This window comes from Streptomyces sp. CB01881 (assembly GCF_002953255.1).
Classification (GTDB): Bacteria; Actinomycetota; Actinomycetes; order Streptomycetales; family Streptomycetaceae; genus Kitasatospora.
Map to the genome: position 1 here is coordinate 10,318,519 of NZ_CP026498.1, position 21,774 is coordinate 10,340,292.

Genomic DNA, 21,774 nt, shown 5'->3' on the forward strand with positions numbered 1-21,774 from the left:
GCGGCAGGCTGCAGGCGCCAGGCCAGGGCCGACGCGGCCAGCAGCAGCGCACCGGCCAGGACCGCCGCCACGTTCATGCCGTGCACGAAGGCGTCACGGGCGCTCGCCAGCAGCGGGCCGGCCAGCGTCTCCGGCAGGCCGTGCGCGGCCTCGACCGCCCCGCCCAGCGACTCGCCCGCCCGGGTGGCCGCCGCAGCGTCGGTGCCGGCCGGCACGGCCAGCCCGCCCGCGTACAGCGAGCCGACCACCGAGCCGACCAGCGCGATGCCGAGCGCGGTGCCCAGCTCGTACGCCGTCTCGGAGACCGCGGAGGCGGCGCCGGCCTTGTCGGCGGGCGAGGCGCTCAGCACGAGGTCGGCGCCGAGCGTGTAGACCACGCCCTCGGCGGTGCCGACGATCAGGAAGGCGGCGGCCAGCAGCAGGTACGTGGTGTCCTGGTGCACCCAGCCGATCAGGCCGATGCCGGAGCCCATGGCCAGCAGGCTGACGGTCAGGGCGGCCCGGGCGCCGGTGCGCCGTGCCAGCCGGGCGGTGAGCAGTCCGCCGACCACGGCGCCGGCGAAGGCCGGCAGCTCCGCCAGACCCGCCTGGAGCGGGTCGTACCCGCGGACCAGCTGCAGGTACTGGGAGGTCACGAAGACCACGCCCGAGAGCCCGATCAGCGCGGTGAGCGAGGCGAGTACGGCCGCGGTGAACCGGCGGTCGGCGAAGAGCCGGACGTCGAGCAGCGGGGTGGGCAGCCGCAACTGGCGGCGGACGAAGACGGTCAGCGCGGTGGCGCCGAGCACGGCCGCGACCGGCACGTCCCAGCGGGCCACGCCGTGCGCGGCGGCCTCCTTGATCGCGTAGACCACGCCGATCACGCCGGCCAGCGACAGCAGCACGCTCAGCACGTCCCAGCGGCCCGGCTTCGGGTCCCTGGACTCGGGCAGCAGCCAGGCGCCGAGGACCAGCAGCAGCACCAGCACCGGGATGTTCAGCAGGAACACCGAGCCCCACCAGAAGTGCTCCAGCAGCACCCCGCCGACCACCGGGCCGAGCGCGGCGCCGGCGGTGGCGGCCGCGCCCCAGATGCCGATCGCGGTGGCCCGCTCGCGGTCGTCCGGGAAGAGGCTGCGGATCAGCGACAGGGTGGACGGCATGATGGTCGCCCCGGCCACGCCGAGCAGCGCCCGGGCCAGGATCAGCCAGCCGGCGCTGGGCGAGTAGGCGGCCAGCAGCGAGGCGGCGCCGAACGCGGTGGACCCGGCCAGCAGCAGCTTCTTGCGGCCGATCCGGTCGCTCAGCGCACCCATGCTGACCAGCAGGCCGGCCAGCACGAACGAGTAGGCGTCGCCGATCCAGAGCAACTGGGTGCCGCTGGGGCGCAGCGTCTCGCTGATCGACGGTATGGCGAGGGAGAGGACGGTCGCGTCGACGGCGACCAGGGTGACGGCCAGGACGAGGACGGCGAGGCCGGTCCAGCGCTGGCGGGGGCTGGTGAGGACGGTACTGCTCATGGGTATCGGTTTCCGGCCGCTGTTCCGAGGGCCTGTGATCCGAGGTGCTGTGAGGGTGGGTGGGAGCGGTGGGGTGCGGGGCCGGTGCGGCTACGGGCGGCGCAGTGCGCCGCCGAGGAAGAGCTCGGCGAGCGAGAACGCGGCGTCGCGCGGGGCGAGCCGGCCGTCCTGGATGGCCCAGCCGATGCCGGCGACGAGGTCGAAGAAGGCCTCGCTGAGCCAGCCGGCGGAGAGCTCGACGCGGAAGACGCCCTCCTGCTGGCCGCGCAGGAAGAGCGCGTGCAGCCGGGAGATCTGCGACTCCCAGAGCTCGTTGATCTCGTCGTCGTCGTAGAGCTGGTTCTCGCCGGCCAGGAAGGCGCAGAGCGCGGCGTCCGGGACGGTGACGTCGACCAGGCGGCGCAGCGCGGTGTGCGCGTCGCCGTCCTCGACCGCGGCGGCGTCCAGCGCGGCCCCGAACCGTTGCAGCCCGAGCAGGCCGACCTCGCGGATCAGCGCCTCCCGGCCGGGGAAGAGCCGGTGCAGGGTGGCGCGGCTGATGCCCGCGGCGCGGGCGATCTCGTCGAGGTGGGCGGTGGGGCGGCGGGAGAGCACGCCCACGGCGGCTTCGAGGACGGAGTCGCGGTCGGTGGCCATAGAACGACTGTACATCAAATGAGACATGGGTGTCTCAATCATTTCGTGGATGACTCACCTGAGGCGGGTGGGTCTGGTCGGTCCGGTGTGAGCGCGGCAAAAGGTCCGGTGTGAAGGCAACAAAAAACCGGGGACGGCGGTGGGCCGTCCCCGGTCGTGCGCGCTGCGGCGCCCGGTCCCGGTGGTGCTCAGCTCTGGTTGTAGAAGCCGGTGTCGTCCAGCGGGCGGTCGATCACCATCACCTCGACGTCCGCCGGGGTGAGCAGGAAGACCCGGCGGGCGATCCGCTCGATGCCCCCGCGGGTGCCGAAGATCAGGCCGGAGGCGAAGTCGACCATGCGCTTGGCCTCGGCCTCATCCATCTCGGTGAGGTCCATGACCACGGGCGTGCTGGCCCGGATGTGCTCGCCGACCGTCCGGGCCGCCTCGAAGCCCGTCGGCCGCAGGGAGACGATCTTCGTGGGAGCGGGGGAGGACGGTACCGTCTCCTGCTCGATCCACTCGTCGTCGTACACCGCGGCCGGGTAGTTCCCGGAGGGCATCAGCCACCCGTTGTGGTGCTCGTCGCGAAGTGCTCCCATGCCGCGCCTCCCTGCCTCGTTCCGTTCAGGTCCCCCGGTGCGCGTGTCCTTTTGACACGTCATCCACTCGTCGGAACTGTCCGAGTATCGCACTGATCACCGGTCCCGTGCCCGCTCGCGACCCCCGTACGAGTCGTGCCGCGCCGGAAACCCGGGCGAACCCGGGCAACTGTTGCGACGCAGTGGGACGGCGGACGGTTGCGCGCGTAGACCATATCGGTCTCGGTCACCCCTTAATTGACCTTCTGTCAACAATGCGGGAACGATTTCACTCGCCGGTTGCGCCGTCCACCAGCTCCCGCAGCAGATCGGCGTGTCCGTTGTGCCGGGCGTACTCCTCGATCATGTGCACCAGGATCCAGCGGAGCGTCACCTGTTCCCCGCGGCGGTCGCGTTTGCCCACGGTCTCCAGCGGCAGGCCCTCGCAGGCGGTGCGGGCGGCCGTGATCTGGGCCTGCCAGGCGGCGAAGTCCGCCTCGGCGTCCGCGGTGTCGACCAGGTCGAAGTCGCCGTCCGGATGCTGCTCGCTCCAGTAGAGGCCGCCGGGGCCGGTCTCCTCGCCGAGCAGGATGGCGCGGAACCAGAAGCGCTCCACCTCGGCCATGTGCCGGACGAGGCCGAGCAGGGAGAGCGAGGACGGCGGGACGGAGCGCAGCCGCAGCTGGTCGGCGGTCAGACCCTCGCACTTGACGGCGAGGGTCGCACGGTGGAAGTCCAGCCAGGCGGTCAGCATGGCGGTCTCGTCCGCGGCGAACGGGGGTTCGGACCGGGTGGTGGCGGTCGTCACAGGGCTTGTCATGGCGGTCATCCTGGCGCAGGGGTGCCGGGGAAGCCACCGAATAGCCGGCGGGCGCCGGAGTGCGGCGGGCGCGGGCGGCGCTCAGGCGGCGGCCGAGCGCCGCCGGGCCGCGGCCCGCCAGAGCGAGACCAGGCTCCCCACGACGAGGACGCCGATCGCCCCGGCCGACACCAGGAACGCCGCGGACCCCGGCTCGCCCGCGCTGGCCGCCGCCGTCACGTAGACCGCCGTGGTCGGGACCACGCCGAGCGCGGTGGCCAGCAGGAACGGCAGGAACCGCACGCCGGAGAAGGCCGCGCCGTAGTTGCCGGCCTGGAACGGCAGCCCGGGCAGCAGGCGCAGCAGCAGCACGCTGCGGAACCCCTGCTCGGTGAACCGCCGGTCGAGCGCGGTCAGCATCCGCCCGCGCAGGTAGGGGCGGAGCGCCTCGCGCCCGAGCAGCCGCCCGAGCGCGAAGGCCATCGCGGCCCCGAGCGTGGTGCCGAGCACGGCCAGCAGTACGCCCTGCTGGATGCCGAGCAGCAGTCCCGCCGCCGCGTTGAGGGCCGGCCGCGGTACGAAGGCGAGCGTCCCCACGGCGTAGACCGCGGTGAACGCGGGGGCCAGCCAGTACGCCGGCACCCCGGCGGGCAGCCCGCCGGAGAGCAGCGCCGTCGGGCTCCACAGCAGCAGCGAACCGGCGGCCGCCGCGAGGATCACGATCAGCAGGGCGAACCGCAGCCACGTCGAGCGCGAGTGCGGACCGGGTGGCGGAACCGGCGACGGCGACGGCACGGTCGACGGGGCGGCCGTCGCGGGCCGGGCGGGCGGTGTGGAGTCGGGCACCGCCCGAGCCTAACCGCTGCCCGGGTGGGGTCGGGCGGGCGTGGCAGCCGGCTCCGGCCGCCTCTGCGGGCGCCTCCGCGGGGCTGCGGGCGGCTGCGGGGGCGGCCAGGGCCTTGGCCCGGGCGGGGCCCGGCTCAGCTCGGCAGGGACGGCCGGCCGGGGCCGGCCAGGAAGGCGAGCAGGCGCTGCCAGGAGTCCGCGGCCGCGTCGGCGTGCCCGGCGGCGCCGAGCTCGAAGAAGTGTGCGGGGCGTGGGGATGGACCACGAACCGGTGCGGGCAGCCGGCCGCGCCGAGGGCCTCCTCGAAGGCGCGGACCGCCTCGGGGGCGATCGACTCGTCGGCACCGCCCCAGAGCGCGAGGACCGGCGCGGTCAGCCCGGGGGCGAGCTGGGTCGGGCCGGGGGCGCCGTTGATGGTGTCGGGGTAGCCGTAGAAGCCGACCACCGCGCCGGCCAGGCCGAAGCGGGGCGCCGCCGTCCGGAACGCCTGGCGGCCGCCGAAGCAGAAGCCGAGCGCGACCACCTCGCGGGCGCCGTCCTCGCGCAGCCGGTCGATCCCGGCGCGGATGTCGGCGTCGAGGCCGTCCGGGGTGAGGGCCAGCAGGTGGGGCAGCAGGCCGGGCGGCTCGCCGAATTCCCGGGGGCGCTTTTCCGGGTCGGGGCCGGCGGTGCGCCCGAAATAGTCGATCGCCAGTGCCGGATGACCCTGTTCGGCGAGCCGGACGGCGGTCTGCCGGTAGAAACCCGAAAGTCCCCGGTTGTCCGGCAGGACGAGGACGGCCGGGCCCGTGGGATTCTCCGGTCGGGCCAGGAAGGCGCCGAATCCGGTGCCGTCCCCAGCGGTCAGGGTGAGCGCGGTGGCCTCGGCGATCGCGCTGGTCGGGGGAGTGAGGGCGGGGGGTGTGGCGGCGGCGTCGTGACACACGGGGGAATTCCTTCGCTGGTCGCGGTTCCCGATATTAGCGAGGAACTCTCCGTGGAACGGCCATCATATCAATCGGAGATTTTTCGAAAGGCCTTTCCGGTGACATGGTGATGACATTCTGCCGGTCCGCGGGCCGCCTTTTCCGTTATCGGCGCGACGGGTCGGCCAGCGGCTCGGCCCGTCGCTTCGCCTCCGAGGGCGCTCCGCCCGCCGCGTCCGGCTCGGCGAGGCGGAGTGCGCCCGCGCTCGGCACCAGGGCGAAGGCGAGGGCGGTGACCACGCCGAAGGAGACGGTGAGCGAGGTGGCCTGGGCGAGCCCGCCGACGATGGCGGGGGCGACCAGGCCGGAGGTGTAGGTGACGGTGGCGACGCCGGCGATGGCCTGGCTGGGGTTGGTGCCGATCCGGCCGGCGGCGGCGAAGGCCAGCGGCACGATCACCGCGATCCCGATGCCGATCAGCGCGAAGCCGGGGATGGCCAGCCCCGGGCTGTCGGCGCCGACCACCAGCAGGCCGCCCGCGGTGGCGACGGCCCCGCCGAGCCTGGTCGCCCGGACGGCGCCGAGGCGGCGGATCACCGCGTCGCCGACCAGCCGGCTGACCGCCATGGTGAGCGAGAACGCCGTGTAGGAGGCGGCCGCGAGGGTGGCCGAGGCGCCGGTGACGTCCTTGAGGTAGACGCCGCTCCAGTCCATCGACGCGCCCTCGGCGAAGACGGCGCAGAAGCCGACCAGTCCGATCACCAGGGAACTGCGCGGCGGCAGTGCGAACCGCGGCGGGGCCTCGGCCTCCGCAGCGGCCCGGAAGTCGGGCAGGCTCCGGCAGACCGGCTGGGCGAGGGCGGCCAGGATCAGGGCGGTGACGAGCAGCTGGAGCCGGGCGTCGAGGTCCTGGTGGGCGGCGAGGATGCCGAAGCCGGAGGCCAGCAGCCCGCCGACGCTCCACATCCCGTGCAGCCCGGACATGATCGAGCGGCCGAGCCGCTGCTCGACCTCGACACCCTGCGCGTTCATCGCGACGTCCGCCATGCCGGCCGTCGCACCGTAGACGAACAGCACCGCGCAGAGGGCCGCGAGGGAAGGGGTGAGGGCGGGCAGGGCCAGTGCCAGGCACCAGACGGTGAGTAGCCCGCGCACTGCGGCCCGCCCGCCGAAGCGGTGGACGAACCGGCCGGCCAGCGGCATCGCGAGGAACGAGCCGATCGCGGGCATCACCAGGGCCAGGCCGAGCTGGCCGGGGGAGAGGCCGAGGCGGTCCTGGATCCACGGGATCCGGGTGACGAAGGTGCCGCCGACGGCGCCGTGCACGGCGAACACCAGGGCGACGGCCGTCCTGGCGCGGCGCGGCCGCTCCAGGGTGTCGGGGGCGGCCGGGCCGCGGGGTGGTCCTGCGGTCGGTGTGTCGGTCATCCGGTGTTCCCTCCCGGTCGCGCCGAGGCGCAACGGTGCCCTGTGGGTGGTTTCTGCCCCTGTGGGGCGGCGCGAGGCCGTTCGCGTCCCCGCGGCGCCGTTCGATAAATTATCAGGAAGGGACCCTGATAGAAACACTCTGGAAGGATGCACTCCCATGACCACCGCGCGTACGGCCACGCCGAGCACCGCCCGGGCGATCAACGACCGGCTGGCGCTCAACCTGCTGCTCGAACAGGGACCACTGACCGCGACCGAGCTGCGCGGCCTCACCGGTCTCTCCCGGCCCACCGTCGCCGACCTGCTGGAACGCCTCCAGCGGACCGGCCTGGTGGCCGTGGTCGGCGAACGCGGGGAACAGCGGCGTGGTCCCAACGCCCGGCTCTACGCCCTCGTGTCCTCCCGGGCCCACATCGGCGCCATCGACGTCCGCGCCGGCGGCGTCAGCCTGGTCGTCGCCGACTTCGCCGGCCAGGCCCTGGCCGCCGCGGAGCTGGCCGTCGAGGGGCGCGGCGAGAGCGGCACGGCGGCCCGGATCGTCCGGACCCTGCTCGACACCGCCCGCCGGGCCGGCGTCGAGCAGCTGCACACCGTCGCCGTCGGCGCCCCCGGCCTGGTCGACCCCGCCACCGGCCGGCTCCACAGCACCGGAGCGCTGCCCCCCTGGCACGCCGAACTGCTCACCGCCCTGCGTGAGGTGCCCGGCACCGACGTGATCCTGGAGAACGAGGTCAACCTGGCCGGCCGCGCCGAGTACCGGATCGGTGCCGCCCGGGGCCAGGACACCTTCGTCCTGGTCTGGCTCGGCCACAGCGTCGGCGCCGCCGTGATCATCGACGGGCGGCTGCGGCGAGGGGCCTCCGGTGGCACCGGCGAGATCTGCTTCCTGCCCGTACCGGGCACCGTCGCGCTGCCCAGCGCCACCGACTGCGAGGGCGGCTTCCACGGACTGGTCGGCAGTGCCGCCGTCTGCGACCTGGCCCGCGCCCACGGCCTGCCGGCCGACCCGGCCGACGACGCGTCCGCCGCCGAGGCCGCCGTCCGGGCCGCGCTCGACGCGCTCGGCGACGGCGGACCGGGCGGACCGTTCCTGGACGAGCTGGCCGGGCGGATCGCCGTGGGCACCGCCGCCGTCTGCGTGGTCCTCGACCCGGGCTGCGTCGTGCTCGGCGGCGAGATCGGCCGGGCCGGCGGCGCCGAACTCGCCCGCCGGGTGGAGCACCGCCTCGCCGCCCTCTCGCCGCTGCGCACCGAGGTCCGGGCCGGGACGGCCGGCGGCGGGGCGGTGCTCGGCGGCGCCGTCCTCACCGCGGGCGACGCCGTCCGGCGGGACCTCTTCGGCGAGCCGTAGCGGGCGGCGCCGCGCGGCGGCCGGCGGCCGTCCGGGTCGGCGGGGCCGGGCGGTGAGGGGTGCTGCGGGGCGGTGGACGAGCCCCGGCGGACCCCGGCGGACCCCGGGCCGTCCGGGGCGGGAACGGCTCCGCTTGGCCGGGCGGGCCCCCGGTGCGGCAGGATGGCGGCGACGGCCGGACCAGCGCCGCCGTCGGTCCCCGTGATACCGAAGTGCCGTCCACGTGACACGAACGCTGCCGTGCCACCGAACCACCGTCAGGAGTCGTACATGGGCCAGCCCGAGGCGCCGGTCAACCCGTACCGGATCGGCGAGGCGGCGGCGATGCTCGGCGTCAGCGCCGACACGATGCGGCGCTGGGTCGACGCGGGCCGGCTCGCCGCCGAACGGGACGAGCACGGTCACCGGATCATCCCCGGCGCCGAGCTGGCCGCCTTCGCCCGGGAACTGGCCCGCCCCGAGAACGCCGACGCGGAGGGGCGGCCCTCCTCGGCCCGCAACCGCTTCCCGGGCATCGTCACGCACGTGGTGCTCGGTGACGTCGCCGCGCAGGTCGAGATCCAGGCCGGGCCGTTCCGGGTGGTCTCGCTGATCAGCCGGGAGTCGGCGGAGGAGCTCAACCTGGTGCCCGGCGCGCCCGCGACGGCGGTCATCAAGTCGACCAATGTGATGATCGAACGGCGCTGAGTCCCCGAACGGCAGAGACCTGCCACCGCAGAGACCTGCCACCGCCGAGACCCGCCGACGCGCCACAGCCGTCACGCCGAGACCCCCGCCGGCACCCGCCGACGCACCGGCGCCCGCCGCCACCCCGGCACCCGCCGACGCACCGCACAGACCCGCCGACGCACCGCACAGACCCGCCGACGAGAGGACCGCCACCCGATGTCCCATCCGCCGCTGCCGTCCACCCAGAGTGCCGTGTTCGCGGTCGAGGCGACGGCCGCCCGGCACGGCCGAGAGGTCCGGGCCTCCCACGACATCGGCCGCGACCAGACCTTCGCCGGCCTGGTCGGCGCGGACGGCGCAGGTGCCGGGGGTGGTGATGCACTCGACGCGGTACCCCACGAGGCGCTGCTGGAGATCGCCGGCCGGCCCGCGATCACCGTCCGGCTCTTCGTCCACGACGAGGCGGTGGTCACCGTCGACGACATCGCCTTCGACGTGCCCCGCGACAGCGTGCCGGCCTTCCTCGACTCGGTCTGGAGCGGCCTGGTCCACGTCCGGCAGCGGACCTTCCCGCCGTCCTGCACGCTGATCGTCACCGTGCCCGGTGACGCCCCCTACCGTGAGGCCGTCACCTACCACCAGCTGTCCCCGTGGCTCGCCGGGCTGATGCGTTGACCGCCGCCGCCCCGCCGTCCCGCTCACCGGCCACCACGCCGGACACCCGGCCGCCCCGCTCACCGGCCGCTCTCCCGGACACCCCGAAGAACTTCCCGGACACCCCGAAGAACCTCCCGTCGACCATCCCGCCGAAGGCCCCGAGGACCGCCACCGCCGTGAACGCACCGACCCCCGCCGACCGCCGCCCCGTTCTCGCCGTCGCCCACCGCGGCGACCCGTTCCGGTACCGCGAGAACACCCTGCCCTCCGTCGGGTCCGCGCTCGCCGCCGGTGCCGACGCCGTCGAGGTCGACGTCCGGCTCACCCGCGACGGCGTGCCCGTCCTGCTCCACGACGAGACCCTCGAACGCCTCTGGGGCGACCCGCGCCCGCTGCGCCGGGTCACCCTCGACCAGCTGGACGGGCTGCGCGACGGTGACCTCGCCGTCCCGACCCTGGCCGAGGCGGTCAAGACCGTCGCCGCCACCCCGGCCGCCCGGCTGCTGATCGACCTGGACGACCCGCACCCCGTCGCCGCCACCTGGCAGGCCGTCACCGGTCTCGGCACCGAGCACCGGGTCGCGTTCTGCGGCCCCGTCACCGCGATGCTCGCCGTCCGCGCCCTCGCCCCGCACGCCGAGATCGCGCTGACCTGGAAGCAGCCGCGGCTGCCCGTCCGCGCCCTGCTGGACGACCTGCGCCCGCAGTACCTCAACCCGCCGTTCGGTCTGGTCACCCCCGACTTCACCGCCGCCGCCCACGACGCCGGACTCGCCGTCTCCACCTGGACCGCCGACCTGCGCCGCACCATGCGCAGGCTCCGCGCGGCCGGCGTGGACTCGATCACCAGCAACCGCATCGGCGTGCTGCGCTCCGTCCTGGACGGCAGGCGGTGACCGGTGCGGACGTGCTGACCACCCGCGCGCTCGGCCGCGCCCTGCTGGCCCGTCAGCACCTGCTCACCCGGGCCACCGTGACGGCCGCCGACATGGTCCGCCACCTCGGCGGGCTCCAGGCCCAGGCCGCGCCGCAGCCGCCCTACCTCGGCCTGCTCGCCCGGCTGGACGGCTTCGCCCCCGAGGAGCTGACCGGGCTGATCGAGCAGCGCCGGGTCGTCCGGATCGCCCTCCAGCGCGGCACCATCCACCTGGTCACCGCCGACGACTGCCTGACCCTGCGCCCGCTCGTCCAGCCCGTGCTCGACCAGGGCCTGCGCGGCGCCTACGGCAAGCGGCTGGCCGGTCTCGACCTCGACGCGCTCGCGGGCGAGGCCCGTGCCCTGGTCGAGGAGGAGCCGCGCACCTTCCAGCAGCTCGGCCCGCAGCTCGCCGCCTCCCGCCCCGGCCGGGACCCGGCGGCGCTCGCGCAGGCCGCGCGGTGCCTGTTGCCGCTGGTCCAGGTGCCGCCGCGGGGCCTCTGGGGCCGGGGCGGCGCCGCCGCGCACACCACGGCCGAGCACTGGCTCGGCCGCCCGCTCGACCCGGCCCCCTCGCTGGACGGCCTGGCCCTGCGCTACCTCGCCGCCTTCGGCCCGGCGACCGTCGCCGACCTGCAGAAGTGGTGCGGCCTCACCCGCCTCGGCCCGGTGCTGAAGCGGCTCGCCCCCGGCCTGGTCACCTTCCGCGACGAACACGGCCGGCTGCTCTACGACCTGCCGGACGCGCCCCGGCCGGACCCGTCCGTGCCGGCGCCGGTCCGCCTGGTCGCGCCCTTCGACAACCTGGTGCTCTCGCACGCCGACCGCTCCCGTGTCCTGCCCGAGGAGTACCGGCTGAGACTGATGACCCAGAACGGCCTCGTGCCCGGCATCCTGCTGGTCGACGGCCTGGTCGCCGGTGACTGGCAGCTGGTGGAGGGCGGCCGGGGCGAGGCGCGCGCCGTGGTGATCCACCCGTACGCGGCGCTGCGCCGGGCCGACCGCCAGGCGGCGGAGACCGAGGCGGAGCGGGTGCTGGCCTTCGCGGGCGGCGGCGGGGCGGTGCGCTTCGGGGAGCCGGTGTAGCGCGGCGGGTCGGGGCGGTCCGTTTCGGGGAGCCGGTGTGGCGCGGGCGTTCGGGGTTCGGGCGGGTGTGCGGGCGCGGGATCCCGATGGGGTGAGCCTCCGGCGGTTCCTCCGTGTACGGCCGGGTCGGCGCCGGTTGAATCGACCCGCCCAGTAGTCGGTGGCGTCCGCGCGGCGCCGCCCGCCAGAGTGGAGTCGACCGTGGCACTCGTACCGAACGGCATCTTCGGCATCCGCAAGCCGAACGAGCAGTTGCTCACGCTGCCGGGGGCCAAAGAGCCCCTGGTCCTCATCCCGCCGGCCGACGGCGAGGTGGAGGCGCAGTCCTGGGAGGTGGAGGGGCTGGAGAACGGCAACGTCCTGCTCCGCAACCAGCGGCACCGGACCTTCGCGGGATACGAGGGCTACCCGCAGGAGAACACGGAGGTCGTCGGCTCGTCCGAGCCCAGGGAGTGGCAGCTCCGCCCGGCGGGGCACCCGGACGTTTTCAAGTTCTACGTGGTGGTCCCCGGCGGGCCGGTCGACGGAACGGAACTGGCCCTCGACATCAGCGTGCTGGACATCTTCCCGACCCGGATCGCTCTGCGGCCGCTGGACGTCAGGGACCAGGAGCAGTCCTGGGACTTCCTGATCCACCTGCCCTAGGTGTTCTGGCCCGTGGGCGTTCGGGCCGGCGGCTCGGTGGCCGGTCCGGGCGCCCTCGTGGGGCGGGCACGCCCGGGGTCAGAAACGGGCATTCAATCAGATCATCTGCTGAGATGGGGCACATATGGACTGACCGGCCCAGGCGGAGGTGGAGATGTCCGGGGAGCCCCCGTCCGACGGCGGTCCGGGCGAGCGTCGGGCGGACCACCGCCGGCCGTACCTGATGCTGCCGCCCTCGATCCGCGCGGCGAGCGCCTGGTCGGTGGCGGGCATCCTCCTCATCACCGTCGCCTCGCTGGTCGTCTTCGCCCTGGTCGAACTGCGCGCCGCCACCATCCCGGTCGTCCTGGCGCTGCTCGGCACCTCGCTGCTCTACCCCGTGATGCCGTGGATGGTCCGGCGCGGGGTCGGCCGCGGCCTGGCCGCCGGACTCACCTGCGCGCTGCTGGTGCTCGCGGTCGGCGGGGTGATCACCCTGCTGGTCAACTCGCTGGTGCACAGCGCCCCGCAGATCGCCACGGCGCTCCAGCAGGCCGGCGACCGGATCGCCGACTGGCTCGGGCCCTTCGGGGAGAAGATCCGCCACGCACTGGACAACGCCAAGGGCGAGACCAGTTCCCTGGTCACCACCGTCACCAGCGGCGTGCTCTCCGGGCTCGGGTTCGTCACCCAGATCCTCACCGGCGGCGTCCTCGCCCTCGCCCTGGTCTTCTTCTTCCTCCGCGACGGCCACCGCACCCCCGACGCCCTCCGCTCGTACCTCCCGGCCGGCATCGCCGACACGGTCGTCGCCTGCTCCGACCGCGCCTTCGACGCGATGGCCGGCTTCATGCGCGGCACCACGCTGATCGCCCTGATCGACGCCTTCTTCATCACCATCGGCCTGCTGCTGCTCGGCGTCCCCGGAGCCCCGGGGCTCGGCGCACTGGTCTTCATGGGCGCCTACATCCCGTTCGTCGGGGCGTTCCTCTCCGGCACGGTCGCCGTCCTGGTCGCGCTCGCCGAGGGCGGGCTCGGCACGGCGCTGTGGGCGCTCGGCGTGGTGCTCGCCGTCCAGGCGATCGAGGGCAACATCCTCCAGCCGCTGATCCAGAGCCGCACCGTCGAACTGCACCCGGCCACCATCATGGTCGCCGTGATGGCGGGTTCGGGCCTGGCCGGCATCCTCGGCGCCCTGCTGGCCGTCCCGTTCTGCGCCGCCGGCGTCGGTGTCATCTCCGTCCTGCGCGGCGACACCGGCGAACCGCGCCGTGGCGGCCGGGGCGGTGTGAAGGGCGAGCGGGCGCCCGTTCAGGAGTAGCTGGGCCTCAGGAGTGGCGGGGCCTCAGGGGGAGCCGGGCCGCCCCGCGCGCCCGGGTGCGCGCGGGGCGGCGTGCAGGGGGTGCGTCCGGAGGTCGCCGGTGGCGCTTGTCGTGCGGGAGGGGAGTGTGCGAGAGTGCTAATGCGACGCCAGTCGCAATAGTGAGAGGTAGGGGGAAGCGGATGACTTTCGAGCGGGTCCCGGTGTCGGACGGTCGGGCCGGGCCGTACGGGGTCGCGATCGGGCCGGACGGCGCGGTCTGGTTCACGCTGGTGCATGCCGGGGGGATCGGGCGGCTGGCGGCCGACGGGTCGGTGCGGCACTTCGGGCTGGGGGCGCCCGGGTGCGGGCCGTCGGTGATCACGGCGGGGCCGGACGGCGCGCTCTGGTTCACCCGCATGCGGGACCACCGGATCGGGCGGATCGGGGTCGACGGGCGGGAGCGGTCGTTCGGGCTGCCGACGGAGGACGCCGGGCCGTTCGGGATCGCGGCCGGGGCCGACGGGGCGCTCTGGTTCACGGAGCTGAACGCCGGGCGGATCGGGCGGATCACCGTGGACGGCGAGGTGACGGAGTACCCGCTGCCGGCGGCCGGTGCCTTCCCCTCGATGATCACGGCGGGGCCGGACGGCGCGCTCTGGTTCACGCTCAACCAGGCCCACGCCGTCGGCCGGATCACCGTCGACGGGCGGATCGCGGTGCATCCGCTGCCCACCGAGGGGGCCGCGCCCGTCGGCATCGCCGCGGGCGGCGACGGCGCGCTCTGGTGCGTCGAGATCGGCGCCGGCCAGGTCGCGCGGGTCGCCGTCGACGGCACGGTGGCCGAGTACCCGCTGCCCGACCGGGCCGCCCGCCCGCACGCCGTCGCGGCCGGCCCGGACGGGCGCCTCTGGTTCACGGAGTGGGGCGCTAACCGGATCGGCTCGCTCACCCCGGACGGCGGCTACCAGGGGTACGAGCTGCCGGTCGCGGGCGCGGAACCGCACGGCATCGCCGTCGGGCCGGACGGCTCCGTGTACGCGGCGCTGGAGATCGGCGAGATCGTGCGCCTGATGCCCTGATGCCCTGATGCCCTGATGCCCTGACGCCCTGACGCCCTGACGCCCTGAGCGTCCCTGAACGCGTGGGCCGGTCCGGACAGCGCGCAGGGGGTGCCGTGCCCTCGCCGGAAGCGTTCAGGACCGGCCGCCGCCTGCGAGGTCGCCTCCACCGTCGGCCCCCGCCCCGCGCGGGGTCCCCGTCTCGCGCGGGGCCCCGGGCTGGGCCTGGGCCCCGTACCGGTCGGCGAGCTCGCGGACGGTCGCCGCGAGGCGGGCCCGCAGTGCGGGCGGTTCCAGGACGTCCACGTCGACGCCCAGTTTCAGGAACTCGCCGTGGGCGTGGTCGACCGACTCGATCGGCACGGCCGCCCTGGTCCAGCCGTCCGCCTCCACCACCCCGCCGGCCGCGACCGCCCGCCCGGCCGCGTGGCCCAGCTGCTCGCGGACCCGGGCGGTGCCGCGCGGCGACAGCCGAACCACCGCCTCCGCGGTGTGCAGCCGCGCGTGGAAGTCGGCGAGCCGGTCCCGCCAGTGGGCCGCCAGGTCGAAGCCCGCCGGTGGCTCGAACTGCTCTTCCAGGGAGCGCAGTTCGATGATCTGGTCGACCCGGTAGGTGCGCGGGTCGCCGCCGTCCGTGGCGGCGACCAGGTACCAGCGGCCGGCCTTGAGGACCAGCCCGTACGGCTCCAGCCGCCGCTCGACCTCGGTGGGCGCCTTCCAGCGCCGGTAGCGCACCCACACCGCGTGCCGGCCCCAGACGGCGGCGGCCACGGCCGCGAGGTGCCGGGTGTCGTCGGCCTTCCCGTACCAGCCGGGCGCGTCGAGGTGGAAGCGCTGCTGGATCCGCTCCGCCTGCTCCCGCAGCTCCACCGGGAGGGCGGCCCGCAGCTTGAGCTGGGCGGTCACCAGCTGCTCGCCGAGGCCCAGCTCGGCCGCCGGGCCCGGCAGCCCGGCCAGGAAGACGGCCTGCGCCTCCTCGGCCGTCAGCCCCGTGAGCCGGGTGCGGTAGCCGTCGAGCAGCCGGTAGCCGCCGCCGTGCCCGGCGTCCCCGTACAGCGGGATTCCGGCCGCCGCGAGCGCCTCGACGTCGCGGTAGACCGTCCGGACCGAGACCTCCAGCTCGTCGGCGAGCTGATGGGCGGTCATCCGCCCCCGGTTCTGCAGGAGCAGGAGCAGCGAGATCAGTCGGCCGGCGCGCACGGCTCCCAGTATCCACTGACAGGAGATGGCAGTGGACCGGCCCTAGCCTCCGGGCCATGAACGACTTCGACTTCCTTCACGGCTCCTGGGACGTGGCCAACCGCAGGCTGACCGGGCCTCTGACCGGCGGCGACAGCTGGGAGGAGTTCCCCGGCCACGCCGTCGTCCGCCCGCTGTTCGGCGGGAACGGCAACATCGACGAGATCACCTTCCCGACCCTGGGGCGCCAGGGCGTGACCCTCCGCCTCTTCGACCGGGAACGGAAGGAGTGGTCCATCCACTGGGCCGACAGCCGCACCGGCCGGCTCGACCCGCCCGTCGTCGGCGGCTTCACCGGCGACCGGGGCGACTTCCACGGCGAGGACACCTACCGTGGCCTGCCGATCCGCGTCCACTTCGTCTGGCGGCGGCTGACGGCCGACTCGGCCCGCTGGGAACAGGAGTTCTCGGCGGACGGCGGGCGGAGCTGGGAGCTCAACTGGGTCATGGAGCTGACCCGGGCCCGGTCGGAGGACGCCTCGTGACCATCGTCGAACTCCGGCAGTACACCCTGCGCCCGGGCGCCCGCGACACCCTGATCGAGCTCTTCGAGCAGGAGTTCGTGACCGGGCAGGAGGCCGCCGGCATCACCGTCGGCGGCCGGTTCCGGGACCTCGACGACCCGGACCGCTTCGTCTGGCTGCGAAGCTTTCCGGACATGACGGAACGGGCGAGGGCGCTGCGGGCCTTCTACTACGGCCCGGTCTGGCAGGCCCACCGCGACGCGGCCAACGCCACCATGCTGGACTCGGACGACGTCCTGCTGCTGCGCGGTCCGGGCTTTACCGCCCCGGCCGGCGCCGGGCAGGTCGTCGCGACCATCTGCCACCCGCGGGACACCGCCGCCTTCGCCGGCCACGTCGAGCGGCGGCTGCGCCCGGAGGCCGCCGCCGGGACGCCGCTGCTCGCCCTTCACCGCACCGAGCACGCGGAGAACGACTTCCCCGCCCTGCCCGTGCGGACGGGCGAGGACGTCCTGGTGTGGTTCACCGTGGGGGACACGGCACCGCTTCCGGACCTCTCCGCGCACCTGAAGGCCGCGCCGCAGCGGCTGCGCCTGTCGCCGGTCTCCTGACGACCGCGGCCCGCCGCGCCCACACGGCCGGCCCGCGCTCCGGGACCGCACGGGGGGTTCCGGGGCGCGGGAGGTTCAGGGCCTGGCGACCAGCAGCTGGGTGGCCACCGCGGGCCGGCCGTTCATGGTGCGCACCGGCAGCTCGCGCTCGGCGACCGGTTCGAACGCGCCGAGCAGTTCGTCCAGCCACTCGCGGGTGTGGTGGCGGCAGACCGCGCCGTCACCGGTCTCGAACACCCCGTACCGGCCGTACCGTTCGGCGAACTCCGCGTACCGGTCGCGGTTGCGGGCGTCGGGCTGGAGGCAGAGGTCGCTGACGTAGAGCAGGCCGCCCGGCCGCAGTACCCGGTGCAGTTCGGCGACCAGTTCGCGCTGCCCGTCGTCGCCCGGCACGCAGGTGAGGACGGCGAACAGCAGCGCCGCGTCGAGGGTGCCGTCGGGGTGGGCCAGCCGGGGCGGGTCGGTCAGCACGGTGAACCGGGCGGCGGGCTGCTCGGCCCGGGCGCGGGCGACGAGCTCGGGCGCGACGTCCACGCCCTCGACGTCGGTGAAACCGAGCACGGCCAGTTCTCCGGCGAGCCGGCCGTAGCCGCAGCCGTAGTCGAGGACGGCCGCCGCGCGGTCGAGCCGAGCCAGCCACTCCGGGTGGAGCGGGTGCCCGAAGGTCTTCGCCGTGCCGGTGGAGTTCCAGTAGTCGGACTGGTTGTCGAGAGCAGGCATGATCCGATCCTCGCACACCCGCTCACGGGGCGGGGCAGGACAGGGCGGCCGGGGGCCATGGGGCCGTTCGGCCCTTGTCCGGTTCGGAGCGGCGGAGGGATCGTGATCGCGCGCCGGTGTGTGCGCGGGGCGCGCCGGGGGCAGACGTGGCAGGACGTGGAAGTACGGAAGTCCGAGTGGCGGGACGGGAGAGGCCGGAAATGGGTGAGTTGATCACGGTGCAGGTGTGCGAGGGGATGCCGGGAGGCGTGGCGGCCGACGCCAGGGCCCGGATCGCGGCCGTGGTGAACGGGGCCGACGCCTTGGTGGAGGCGCTGCGGGTGCGGGTGGGCGCGGTCGGCACGGGGGGAGCGGCCGGCACGGGGGCAGTGACCGGCACGGGGGGAGCGGCCGGCGCTGCGGGCGCGGCGACGGTGCTGGCGCAGGTCAACGCCGAGGTGGACGGCCGGCGGATCAGGGTCCAGGAGAGCGCCGCCGATCTCGGCGAGGCGCTGGACCGGCTGGCGGACGGCCTGCGCGGCCGGATCGCCTCCGCCGCCTCGGGCTGGACGCCCCGGCCCTGGTCCCGCCGGACGCGTGCCCGGGGGCCGCTCGCCGGCGTCCCCGGGCAGGCCGCGCCCCGGGGTGGACGCGAGCCCGTACGGGCCGGCGCGGGACTGCTCGCGGCCGACCCCTGCACCGAAGTGCCGTACGGCGCAGGGCCGGAGCGGATCGTCCGCCGCAAGCGGGCCGCCCTGGTGTGGTGTTCGCCCGACGCGGCGGCCCGGACCATGGACGCGATGGACTTCGACATCCACCTGTTCACCGACCCGGCCACCGAGACCGACGCCGTCGTCTACCGGGTCGGCCCCACCGGCTACCGGCTGGCCCGTACGACGGCTGCCGCGCCGCCGACAAGGCCGGCCGTCCCGCTCACGGTGAGCCCCTGTGGTGCACCGGAGTTGACGGAGGAGCAAGCGGTGGAGCGGCTCTCCGGGGCGGACCTTCCGTTCCTCTTCTTCGCCCAGCCCGGCACCCGGCGCGGGCGCGTGCTCTACCGGCGCCACGACGGCGGGCTCGGTCTGATCGCGGCCACCCCGTGAGCGGCGAGGCCGGGCGGGCCGGACTGCTGCTCGCCGCCGAGGTGCCGCCGCGCCACCTGGTGCCGGTCGAACGCGCCGAGGCGCTGCGGTTGTTGGGCGGCGCACCGTTCGGGCGGATCGTGTTCACCGCACGGGCGCTGCCGGCCATCAGGCCCGTCAACCACCTGCTCGTCGACGACGAGATCGTGATCCGCACCCACGACGGCGCGGCGCTGACCATGGAGGCGCTGGGGGCGGACACGGCCGGTGTCGTGGTGGCCTACGAGGCGGACGCCATCGATCCGTTGACCCGTCTGGGCTGGAGCGTGGTCGTCACCGGCTACGCCCGGCCGGTCACCGATCCCGAGCAACTCGCCCGCTACCGTGCGCTGTTGAGCCCGTGGGTGGCGTCCGCGATGGACCACACGGTGGCGATCCGGCCCGACCTGGTCACCGGCTACCGGCTCACCGAGGACCCGCCCGGCATCGCGTAGCGGCCCGGGACAGCACCGGTGCGGGCCAGGGGAGTGCGTACCGACTCCCCGGCCCGCACCGGTGTTTCGGCATGCCCGGCGGCGGGTGTGGCGGTAGGGCGGTGGGCGTGTGCGCGTCGTGGGTAGGGGCGGTCGGCGCGGTGGCGGAAGTCCCGGCCGGCGGCCCCGGAGGGAGGCCCACCGGCCCGGGACGGCTGGGTCCAACGGCCCTGGGACGCGGCGGTTCCGAGCTTCGATCATGGATCGCCACCATCCGCAGAGGTTTTCGAAGGAGTGCGTCCTTGAGTGCCATAGAGGCAAGGGGCGACAGCGCGCCGCAGCCGTCCGCAGCACGGCCGGGAGGGGTGCCGGTCCGTCGGCCCGGATCCGCCCTGGTGAGGTTGCTGACGACCACCGACCACAAGACGATCGGCTCGATGTACCTGGTGTCGGCGTTCGGGTTCTTCCTGATCGGTGGCGTCCTCGCGCTGGTCATGCGCGCCGAACTCGCCCGGCCGGGGACGCAGATCCTCTCCAACGAGCAGTTCAACCAGGCCTTCACCATGCACGGTTCGGTGATGCTGCTGCTCTTCGCGATGCCGCTGTTCACGGGCTTCGCCAACTGGATCATGCCGCTCCAGATCGGTGCCCCGGACGTCGCCTTCCCGCGGCTGAACATGCTGGCCTACTGGCTGTTCATGTTCGGCTCGTTGATCGCCGCGGCCGGCTTCGCCACCCCGCAGGGCGCCGCCGACTTCGGCTGGTTCCTCTACGCGCCGCTCTCCGATGCGGTCCACTCGCCCGGCGTGGGCGCCGACATGTGGATCATGGGCGTCACGCTCTCCGGCTTCGGCAGCATCCTCGGTGCGGTCAACTTCATCACCACCATCATCTGCATGCGCGCCCCGGGCCTGACCATGTTCCGGATGTCCATCTTCTGCTGGAACGTGCTGCTGACCTCGGTCCTCGTCCTGATGGTCTTCCCGGTGCTCGCCGCCGCGCTGCTGGCGCTGGAGTGCGACCGCAAGTTCGGCTCGCACGTCTTCGACCCGGCCAACGGCGGCGCGATGCTCTGGCAGCACCTGTTCTGGTTCTTCGGCCACCCCGAGGTGTACATCCTCGCCCTGCCGTTCTTCGGGATCGTGTCGGAGGTCATCCCGGTCTTCTCCCGCAAGCCGATGTTCGGCTACGCGGGCCTGATCGCCGCCACCGTCGCCATCGCGGGCCTCTCGGTCACGGTCTGGGCGCACCACATGTACGTGACGGGCCAGGTACTGCTGCCCTTCTTCTCCTTCATGACCTTCCTGATCGCCGTGCCGACCGGCGTCAAGTTCTTCAACTGGGTCGGGACGATGTGGAAGGGCTCGCTGAGCTTCGAGACCCCGATGCTCTGGACCGTCGGCTTCCTCGTCACCTTCCTGTTCGGCGGCCTGACGGGTGTTCTCCTGGCCGCGCCGCCGATCGACTTCCACGTCTCCGACTCGTACTTCGTCGTCGCGCACTTCCACTACACGCTGTTCGGCACCGTGGTGTACGCGATGATGGCGGGCTTCCACTTCTGGTGGCCCAAGATGACCGGGAAGATGCTGGACGAGCGGCTCGGGCGGATCAGCTTCTGGACGCTCACCATCGGCTTCCACGCCACCTTCCTGGTCCAGCACTGGCTGGGCGCCGAGGGCATGCCGCGCCGCTACGCCGACTACCTGGCCTCGGACGGCTTCACCGCCCTCAACACGGTCTCCACCCTCGGCTCGTTCCTGCTGGGCCTGTCGATCCTGCCGTTCCTCTACAACGTCTGGAAGACCGCCAAGTACGGCGAGAAGGTCACCGTGGACGACCCCTGGGGGTACGGTCGTTCGCTGGAGTGGGCCACCTCCTGCCCGCCGCCGCGGCACAACTTCGTCACCCTGCCGCGGATCCGTTCCGAGTCCCCGGCCTTCGACCTGCACCACCCGGAGATCGCCGCCCGCGACCACCTGGAGAACAACGGCGAGCCGGCGAAGCACCTGGCCGGCGTGGTCCCCGCGAACTACGACGCCCCGGCGCCGCGCCGCCGGGCACTGAAGACACCGTCGGACTGACCGACGGCCCCGAACGCCGTCCCCGCCCGCACCGATGCCCCCGGGCGGGCGGGGACGGCCCCCCGGGGAGCGTCCCTCCCCGGAGTCGAACCCACCGGCTGAGGAGTGCCCACCATGCACCACACCGTTCTGGCGATCGGCACCGCTGCCGTGACCGCGTCCGGCTGCGTCTGGTACCTGCCCGCCATCGCCGACCTCCAGGCGGGTGACGACCGCCCCCGGTCCGCCCGCACCGCCGCCGCGGCCTGCGTCCTCTGGTGGGCCGCCCTGGCCATGGCCGGCGGACTCCTGCTGGTGGTGCCGGGGTGGGAACCCGCCGCCCGGCTCGCCCTGGCGGGCCTGGTGGCCGGCGTCATCCTGCGGATCCGCGCCCACCGGCAGCGCCGCGCCGAGCTGCGCGAGGACGGCCTCCGCTGGGCGATGCTCGACGCCGGCCCCGCACCGCGCGTCCCGCGCCCCGGCCGGGGGCCCGGCGCACGCACGCTGCTGGGCTGGCTGCTCGTCGGCCTCGCGGTCTCCTCGCTCGGCGCCGTCTCCATCCTGCTGTCCGGCGGCGGCCCGCTCGCACCGCGCCTCGCCACCGCGGCGGGCAGCGCGGCCGTGGTCTGCGCGGCCTTCCTGCTGATCGGCGTGGGCGACGTGCGCCGCCACCACTCCTGAACGCCGCCGGACGGGTCACCCGGGCCGTGCGGACGAACCCGCCCCTCGGGTCGCGCGGACGAACGCGGTCCCGGCCCGTGCGGACGAACGCGGTCCCGGCCCGGGCAGACGCATCAGGTCCCCGGGCC

23 protein-coding genes are annotated in these 21,774 nt (G+C 74.5%); 15 read left to right on the forward strand and 8 right to left on the reverse strand.

Annotation, left to right across the window (positions count from 1 at the left end):
- From C2142_RS34375 to C2142_RS34395, 5 genes are all read right to left on the reverse strand, one after another.
- The coding region (locus tag C2142_RS34375; RefSeq protein ID WP_148647197.1) for an MFS transporter at positions 1-1,499 on the reverse strand (1,499 nt) is incomplete at its 3' end.
- A gap of 90 nt (positions 1,500-1,589) precedes the next feature.
- On the reverse strand, positions 1,590-2,135 hold the full coding sequence (locus C2142_RS34380; RefSeq protein WP_148646784.1) for a TetR/AcrR family transcriptional regulator: 546 nt from the start codon (positions 2,133-2,135) through the stop codon (positions 1,590-1,592).
- Between the two features lie 188 nt (positions 2,136-2,323).
- Positions 2,324-2,716 carry a cell division protein SepF gene (sepF, locus tag C2142_RS34385; RefSeq protein WP_162002630.1) on the reverse strand — a complete coding sequence of 131 codons (393 nt, stop codon included), beginning with the start codon at positions 2,714-2,716 and terminating at the stop codon, positions 2,324-2,326.
- Between the two features lie 268 nt (positions 2,717-2,984).
- Positions 2,985-3,515, reverse strand: a complete 531-nt coding sequence (locus C2142_RS34390) for a DinB family protein (protein ID WP_148646786.1) — start codon at positions 3,513-3,515, stop codon at positions 2,985-2,987.
- 81 nt (positions 3,516-3,596) lie between these two features.
- A complete protein-coding gene (locus C2142_RS34395) occupies positions 3,597-4,340 on the reverse strand; it encodes a VTT domain-containing protein (RefSeq protein ID WP_148646787.1) in 744 nt (247 codons plus the stop codon).
- Between the two features lie 250 nt (positions 4,341-4,590).
- Here C2142_RS34395 and C2142_RS40845 point away from each other — a divergent pair, with 250 nt between their 5' ends.
- Positions 4,591-5,376 carry a hypothetical protein gene (locus C2142_RS40845; protein WP_241002949.1) on the forward strand — a complete coding sequence of 262 codons (786 nt, stop codon included), beginning with the start codon at positions 4,591-4,593 and terminating at the stop codon, positions 5,374-5,376.
- 34 nt (positions 5,377-5,410) lie between these two features.
- Here C2142_RS40845 and C2142_RS34405 read toward each other — a convergent pair whose 3' ends face one another.
- Positions 5,411-6,673 carry an MFS transporter gene (locus tag C2142_RS34405; protein WP_148646788.1) on the reverse strand — a complete coding sequence of 421 codons (1,263 nt, stop codon included), beginning with the start codon at positions 6,671-6,673 and terminating at the stop codon, positions 5,411-5,413.
- A 157-nt stretch (positions 6,674-6,830) separates the two neighbouring features.
- Here C2142_RS34405 and C2142_RS34410 point away from each other — a divergent pair, with 157 nt between their 5' ends.
- The 8 genes from C2142_RS34410 to C2142_RS34445 all read left to right on the forward strand — a co-directional run bounded on the left by C2142_RS34410 (position 6,831) and on the right by C2142_RS34445 (position 14,358).
- Positions 6,831-8,024, forward strand: coding sequence for an ROK family transcriptional regulator (locus C2142_RS34410; RefSeq protein WP_148646789.1), 1,194 nt, complete (start codon positions 6,831-6,833; stop codon positions 8,022-8,024).
- 270 nt (positions 8,025-8,294) lie between these two features.
- A complete protein-coding gene (locus C2142_RS34415) occupies positions 8,295-8,711 on the forward strand; it encodes a TOBE domain-containing protein (RefSeq protein WP_174315807.1) in 417 nt (138 codons plus the stop codon).
- A gap of 198 nt (positions 8,712-8,909) precedes the next feature.
- Positions 8,910-9,368 carry a hypothetical protein gene (locus tag C2142_RS34420; RefSeq protein ID WP_148646790.1) on the forward strand — a complete coding sequence of 153 codons (459 nt, stop codon included), beginning with the start codon at positions 8,910-8,912 and terminating at the stop codon, positions 9,366-9,368.
- On the forward strand, positions 9,365-10,246 hold the full coding sequence (locus C2142_RS34425; RefSeq protein WP_346766407.1) for a glycerophosphodiester phosphodiesterase: 882 nt from the start codon (positions 9,365-9,367) through the stop codon (positions 10,244-10,246). Before C2142_RS34420 ends, C2142_RS34425 begins: the two co-directional genes overlap by 4 nt.
- Positions 10,243-11,352, forward strand: coding sequence for a winged helix DNA-binding domain-containing protein (locus tag C2142_RS34430; RefSeq protein ID WP_241002950.1), 1,110 nt, complete (start codon positions 10,243-10,245; stop codon positions 11,350-11,352). The genes C2142_RS34425 and C2142_RS34430 overlap by 4 nt, the downstream gene beginning before the upstream one ends.
- A 201-nt stretch (positions 11,353-11,553) precedes the next feature.
- Positions 11,554-11,997, forward strand: coding sequence for a hypothetical protein (locus C2142_RS34435; protein WP_148646791.1), 444 nt, complete (start codon positions 11,554-11,556; stop codon positions 11,995-11,997).
- A 154-nt stretch (positions 11,998-12,151) separates the two neighbouring features.
- Positions 12,152-13,297 carry an AI-2E family transporter gene (locus C2142_RS34440; RefSeq protein ID WP_148646792.1) on the forward strand — a complete coding sequence of 382 codons (1,146 nt, stop codon included), beginning with the start codon at positions 12,152-12,154 and terminating at the stop codon, positions 13,295-13,297.
- 182 nt (positions 13,298-13,479) lie between these two features.
- The gene (locus C2142_RS34445; protein ID WP_148646793.1) at positions 13,480-14,358 is read left to right on the forward strand and encodes a virginiamycin B lyase; all 879 of its coding nucleotides are present in this window, start codon (positions 13,480-13,482) and stop codon (positions 14,356-14,358) included.
- 114 nt (positions 14,359-14,472) lie between these two features.
- Here C2142_RS34445 and C2142_RS34450 read toward each other — a convergent pair whose 3' ends face one another.
- Positions 14,473-15,537: a YafY family protein gene (locus tag C2142_RS34450; RefSeq protein WP_148646794.1), complete on the reverse strand. Its 1,065-nt coding sequence runs from the start codon at positions 15,535-15,537 to the stop codon at positions 14,473-14,475.
- A 56-nt stretch (positions 15,538-15,593) separates the two neighbouring features.
- Here C2142_RS34450 and C2142_RS34455 point away from each other — a divergent pair, with 56 nt between their 5' ends.
- Together C2142_RS34455 and C2142_RS34460 are read left to right on the forward strand one after the other, a co-directional pair.
- The gene (locus tag C2142_RS34455; RefSeq protein WP_148646795.1) at positions 15,594-16,061 is read left to right on the forward strand and encodes a hypothetical protein; all 468 of its coding nucleotides are present in this window, start codon (positions 15,594-15,596) and stop codon (positions 16,059-16,061) included.
- Complete coding sequence (locus tag C2142_RS34460) at positions 16,058-16,651, forward strand: NIPSNAP family protein (protein WP_148646796.1); 594 nt, start codon at positions 16,058-16,060, stop codon at positions 16,649-16,651. The genes C2142_RS34455 and C2142_RS34460 overlap by 4 nt, the downstream gene beginning before the upstream one ends.
- A 75-nt stretch (positions 16,652-16,726) precedes the next feature.
- On the opposite strand, the gene C2142_RS34465 is transcribed toward C2142_RS34460, so the two are convergent.
- A complete protein-coding gene (locus tag C2142_RS34465) occupies positions 16,727-17,371 on the reverse strand; it encodes a class I SAM-dependent methyltransferase (protein WP_148646797.1) in 645 nt (214 codons plus the stop codon).
- A 200-nt stretch (positions 17,372-17,571) separates the two neighbouring features.
- On the opposite strand from C2142_RS34465, the gene C2142_RS34470 reads away from it, so the two are divergent.
- The 4 genes from C2142_RS34470 to C2142_RS34485 all read left to right on the forward strand — a co-directional run bounded on the left by C2142_RS34470 (position 17,572) and on the right by C2142_RS34485 (position 21,646).
- Positions 17,572-18,453 carry a sigma 54 modulation/S30EA ribosomal C-terminal domain-containing protein gene (locus tag C2142_RS34470; protein WP_148646798.1) on the forward strand — a complete coding sequence of 294 codons (882 nt, stop codon included), beginning with the start codon at positions 17,572-17,574 and terminating at the stop codon, positions 18,451-18,453.
- 23 nt (positions 18,454-18,476) lie between these two features.
- Positions 18,477-18,926: a pyridoxamine 5'-phosphate oxidase family protein gene (locus tag C2142_RS34475; protein WP_174315815.1), complete on the forward strand. Its 450-nt coding sequence runs from the start codon at positions 18,477-18,479 to the stop codon at positions 18,924-18,926.
- Between the two features lie 374 nt (positions 18,927-19,300).
- Complete coding sequence (gene ctaD / locus C2142_RS34480) at positions 19,301-20,986, forward strand: cytochrome c oxidase subunit I (protein WP_346766408.1); 1,686 nt, start codon at positions 19,301-19,303, stop codon at positions 20,984-20,986.
- A 114-nt stretch (positions 20,987-21,100) separates the two neighbouring features.
- Positions 21,101-21,646: a hypothetical protein gene (locus C2142_RS34485; RefSeq protein WP_148646801.1), complete on the forward strand. Its 546-nt coding sequence runs from the start codon at positions 21,101-21,103 to the stop codon at positions 21,644-21,646.
- Positions 21,647-21,774 lie beyond the last annotated feature (128 nt).

Excerpts from the sequence above, each read along its gene's own strand:
- C2142_RS34380 (WP_148646784.1), bottom strand. The coding sequence starts at position 2,135 with ATGGCCACCGACCGCGACTCCGTCCTCGAAGCCGCCGTGGGCGTGCTC.
- sepF (WP_162002630.1), bottom strand. The coding sequence starts at position 2,716 with ATGGGAGCACTTCGCGACGAGCACCACAACGGGTGGCTGATGCCCTCC.
- C2142_RS34390 (WP_148646786.1), bottom strand. The coding sequence starts at position 3,515 with ATGACAAGCCCTGTGACGACCGCCACCACCCGGTCCGAACCCCCGTTC.
- C2142_RS34405 (WP_148646788.1), bottom strand. The coding sequence starts at position 6,673 with ATGACCGACACACCGACCGCAGGACCACCCCGCGGCCCGGCCGCCCCC.
- C2142_RS34410 (WP_148646789.1), top strand. The coding sequence starts at position 6,831 with ATGACCACCGCGCGTACGGCCACGCCGAGCACCGCCCGGGCGATCAAC.
- C2142_RS34415 (WP_174315807.1), top strand. The coding sequence starts at position 8,295 with ATGGGCCAGCCCGAGGCGCCGGTCAACCCGTACCGGATCGGCGAGGCG.
- C2142_RS34420 (WP_148646790.1), top strand. The coding sequence starts at position 8,910 with ATGTCCCATCCGCCGCTGCCGTCCACCCAGAGTGCCGTGTTCGCGGTC.
- C2142_RS34440 (WP_148646792.1), top strand. The coding sequence starts at position 12,152 with ATGTCCGGGGAGCCCCCGTCCGACGGCGGTCCGGGCGAGCGTCGGGCG.
- C2142_RS34445 (WP_148646793.1), top strand. The coding sequence starts at position 13,480 with ATGACTTTCGAGCGGGTCCCGGTGTCGGACGGTCGGGCCGGGCCGTAC.
- C2142_RS34455 (WP_148646795.1), top strand. The coding sequence starts at position 15,594 with ATGAACGACTTCGACTTCCTTCACGGCTCCTGGGACGTGGCCAACCGC.
- C2142_RS34465 (WP_148646797.1), bottom strand. The coding sequence starts at position 17,371 with ATGCCTGCTCTCGACAACCAGTCCGACTACTGGAACTCCACCGGCACG.
- C2142_RS34470 (WP_148646798.1), top strand. The coding sequence starts at position 17,572 with ATGGGTGAGTTGATCACGGTGCAGGTGTGCGAGGGGATGCCGGGAGGC.
- C2142_RS34485 (WP_148646801.1), top strand. The coding sequence starts at position 21,101 with ATGCACCACACCGTTCTGGCGATCGGCACCGCTGCCGTGACCGCGTCC.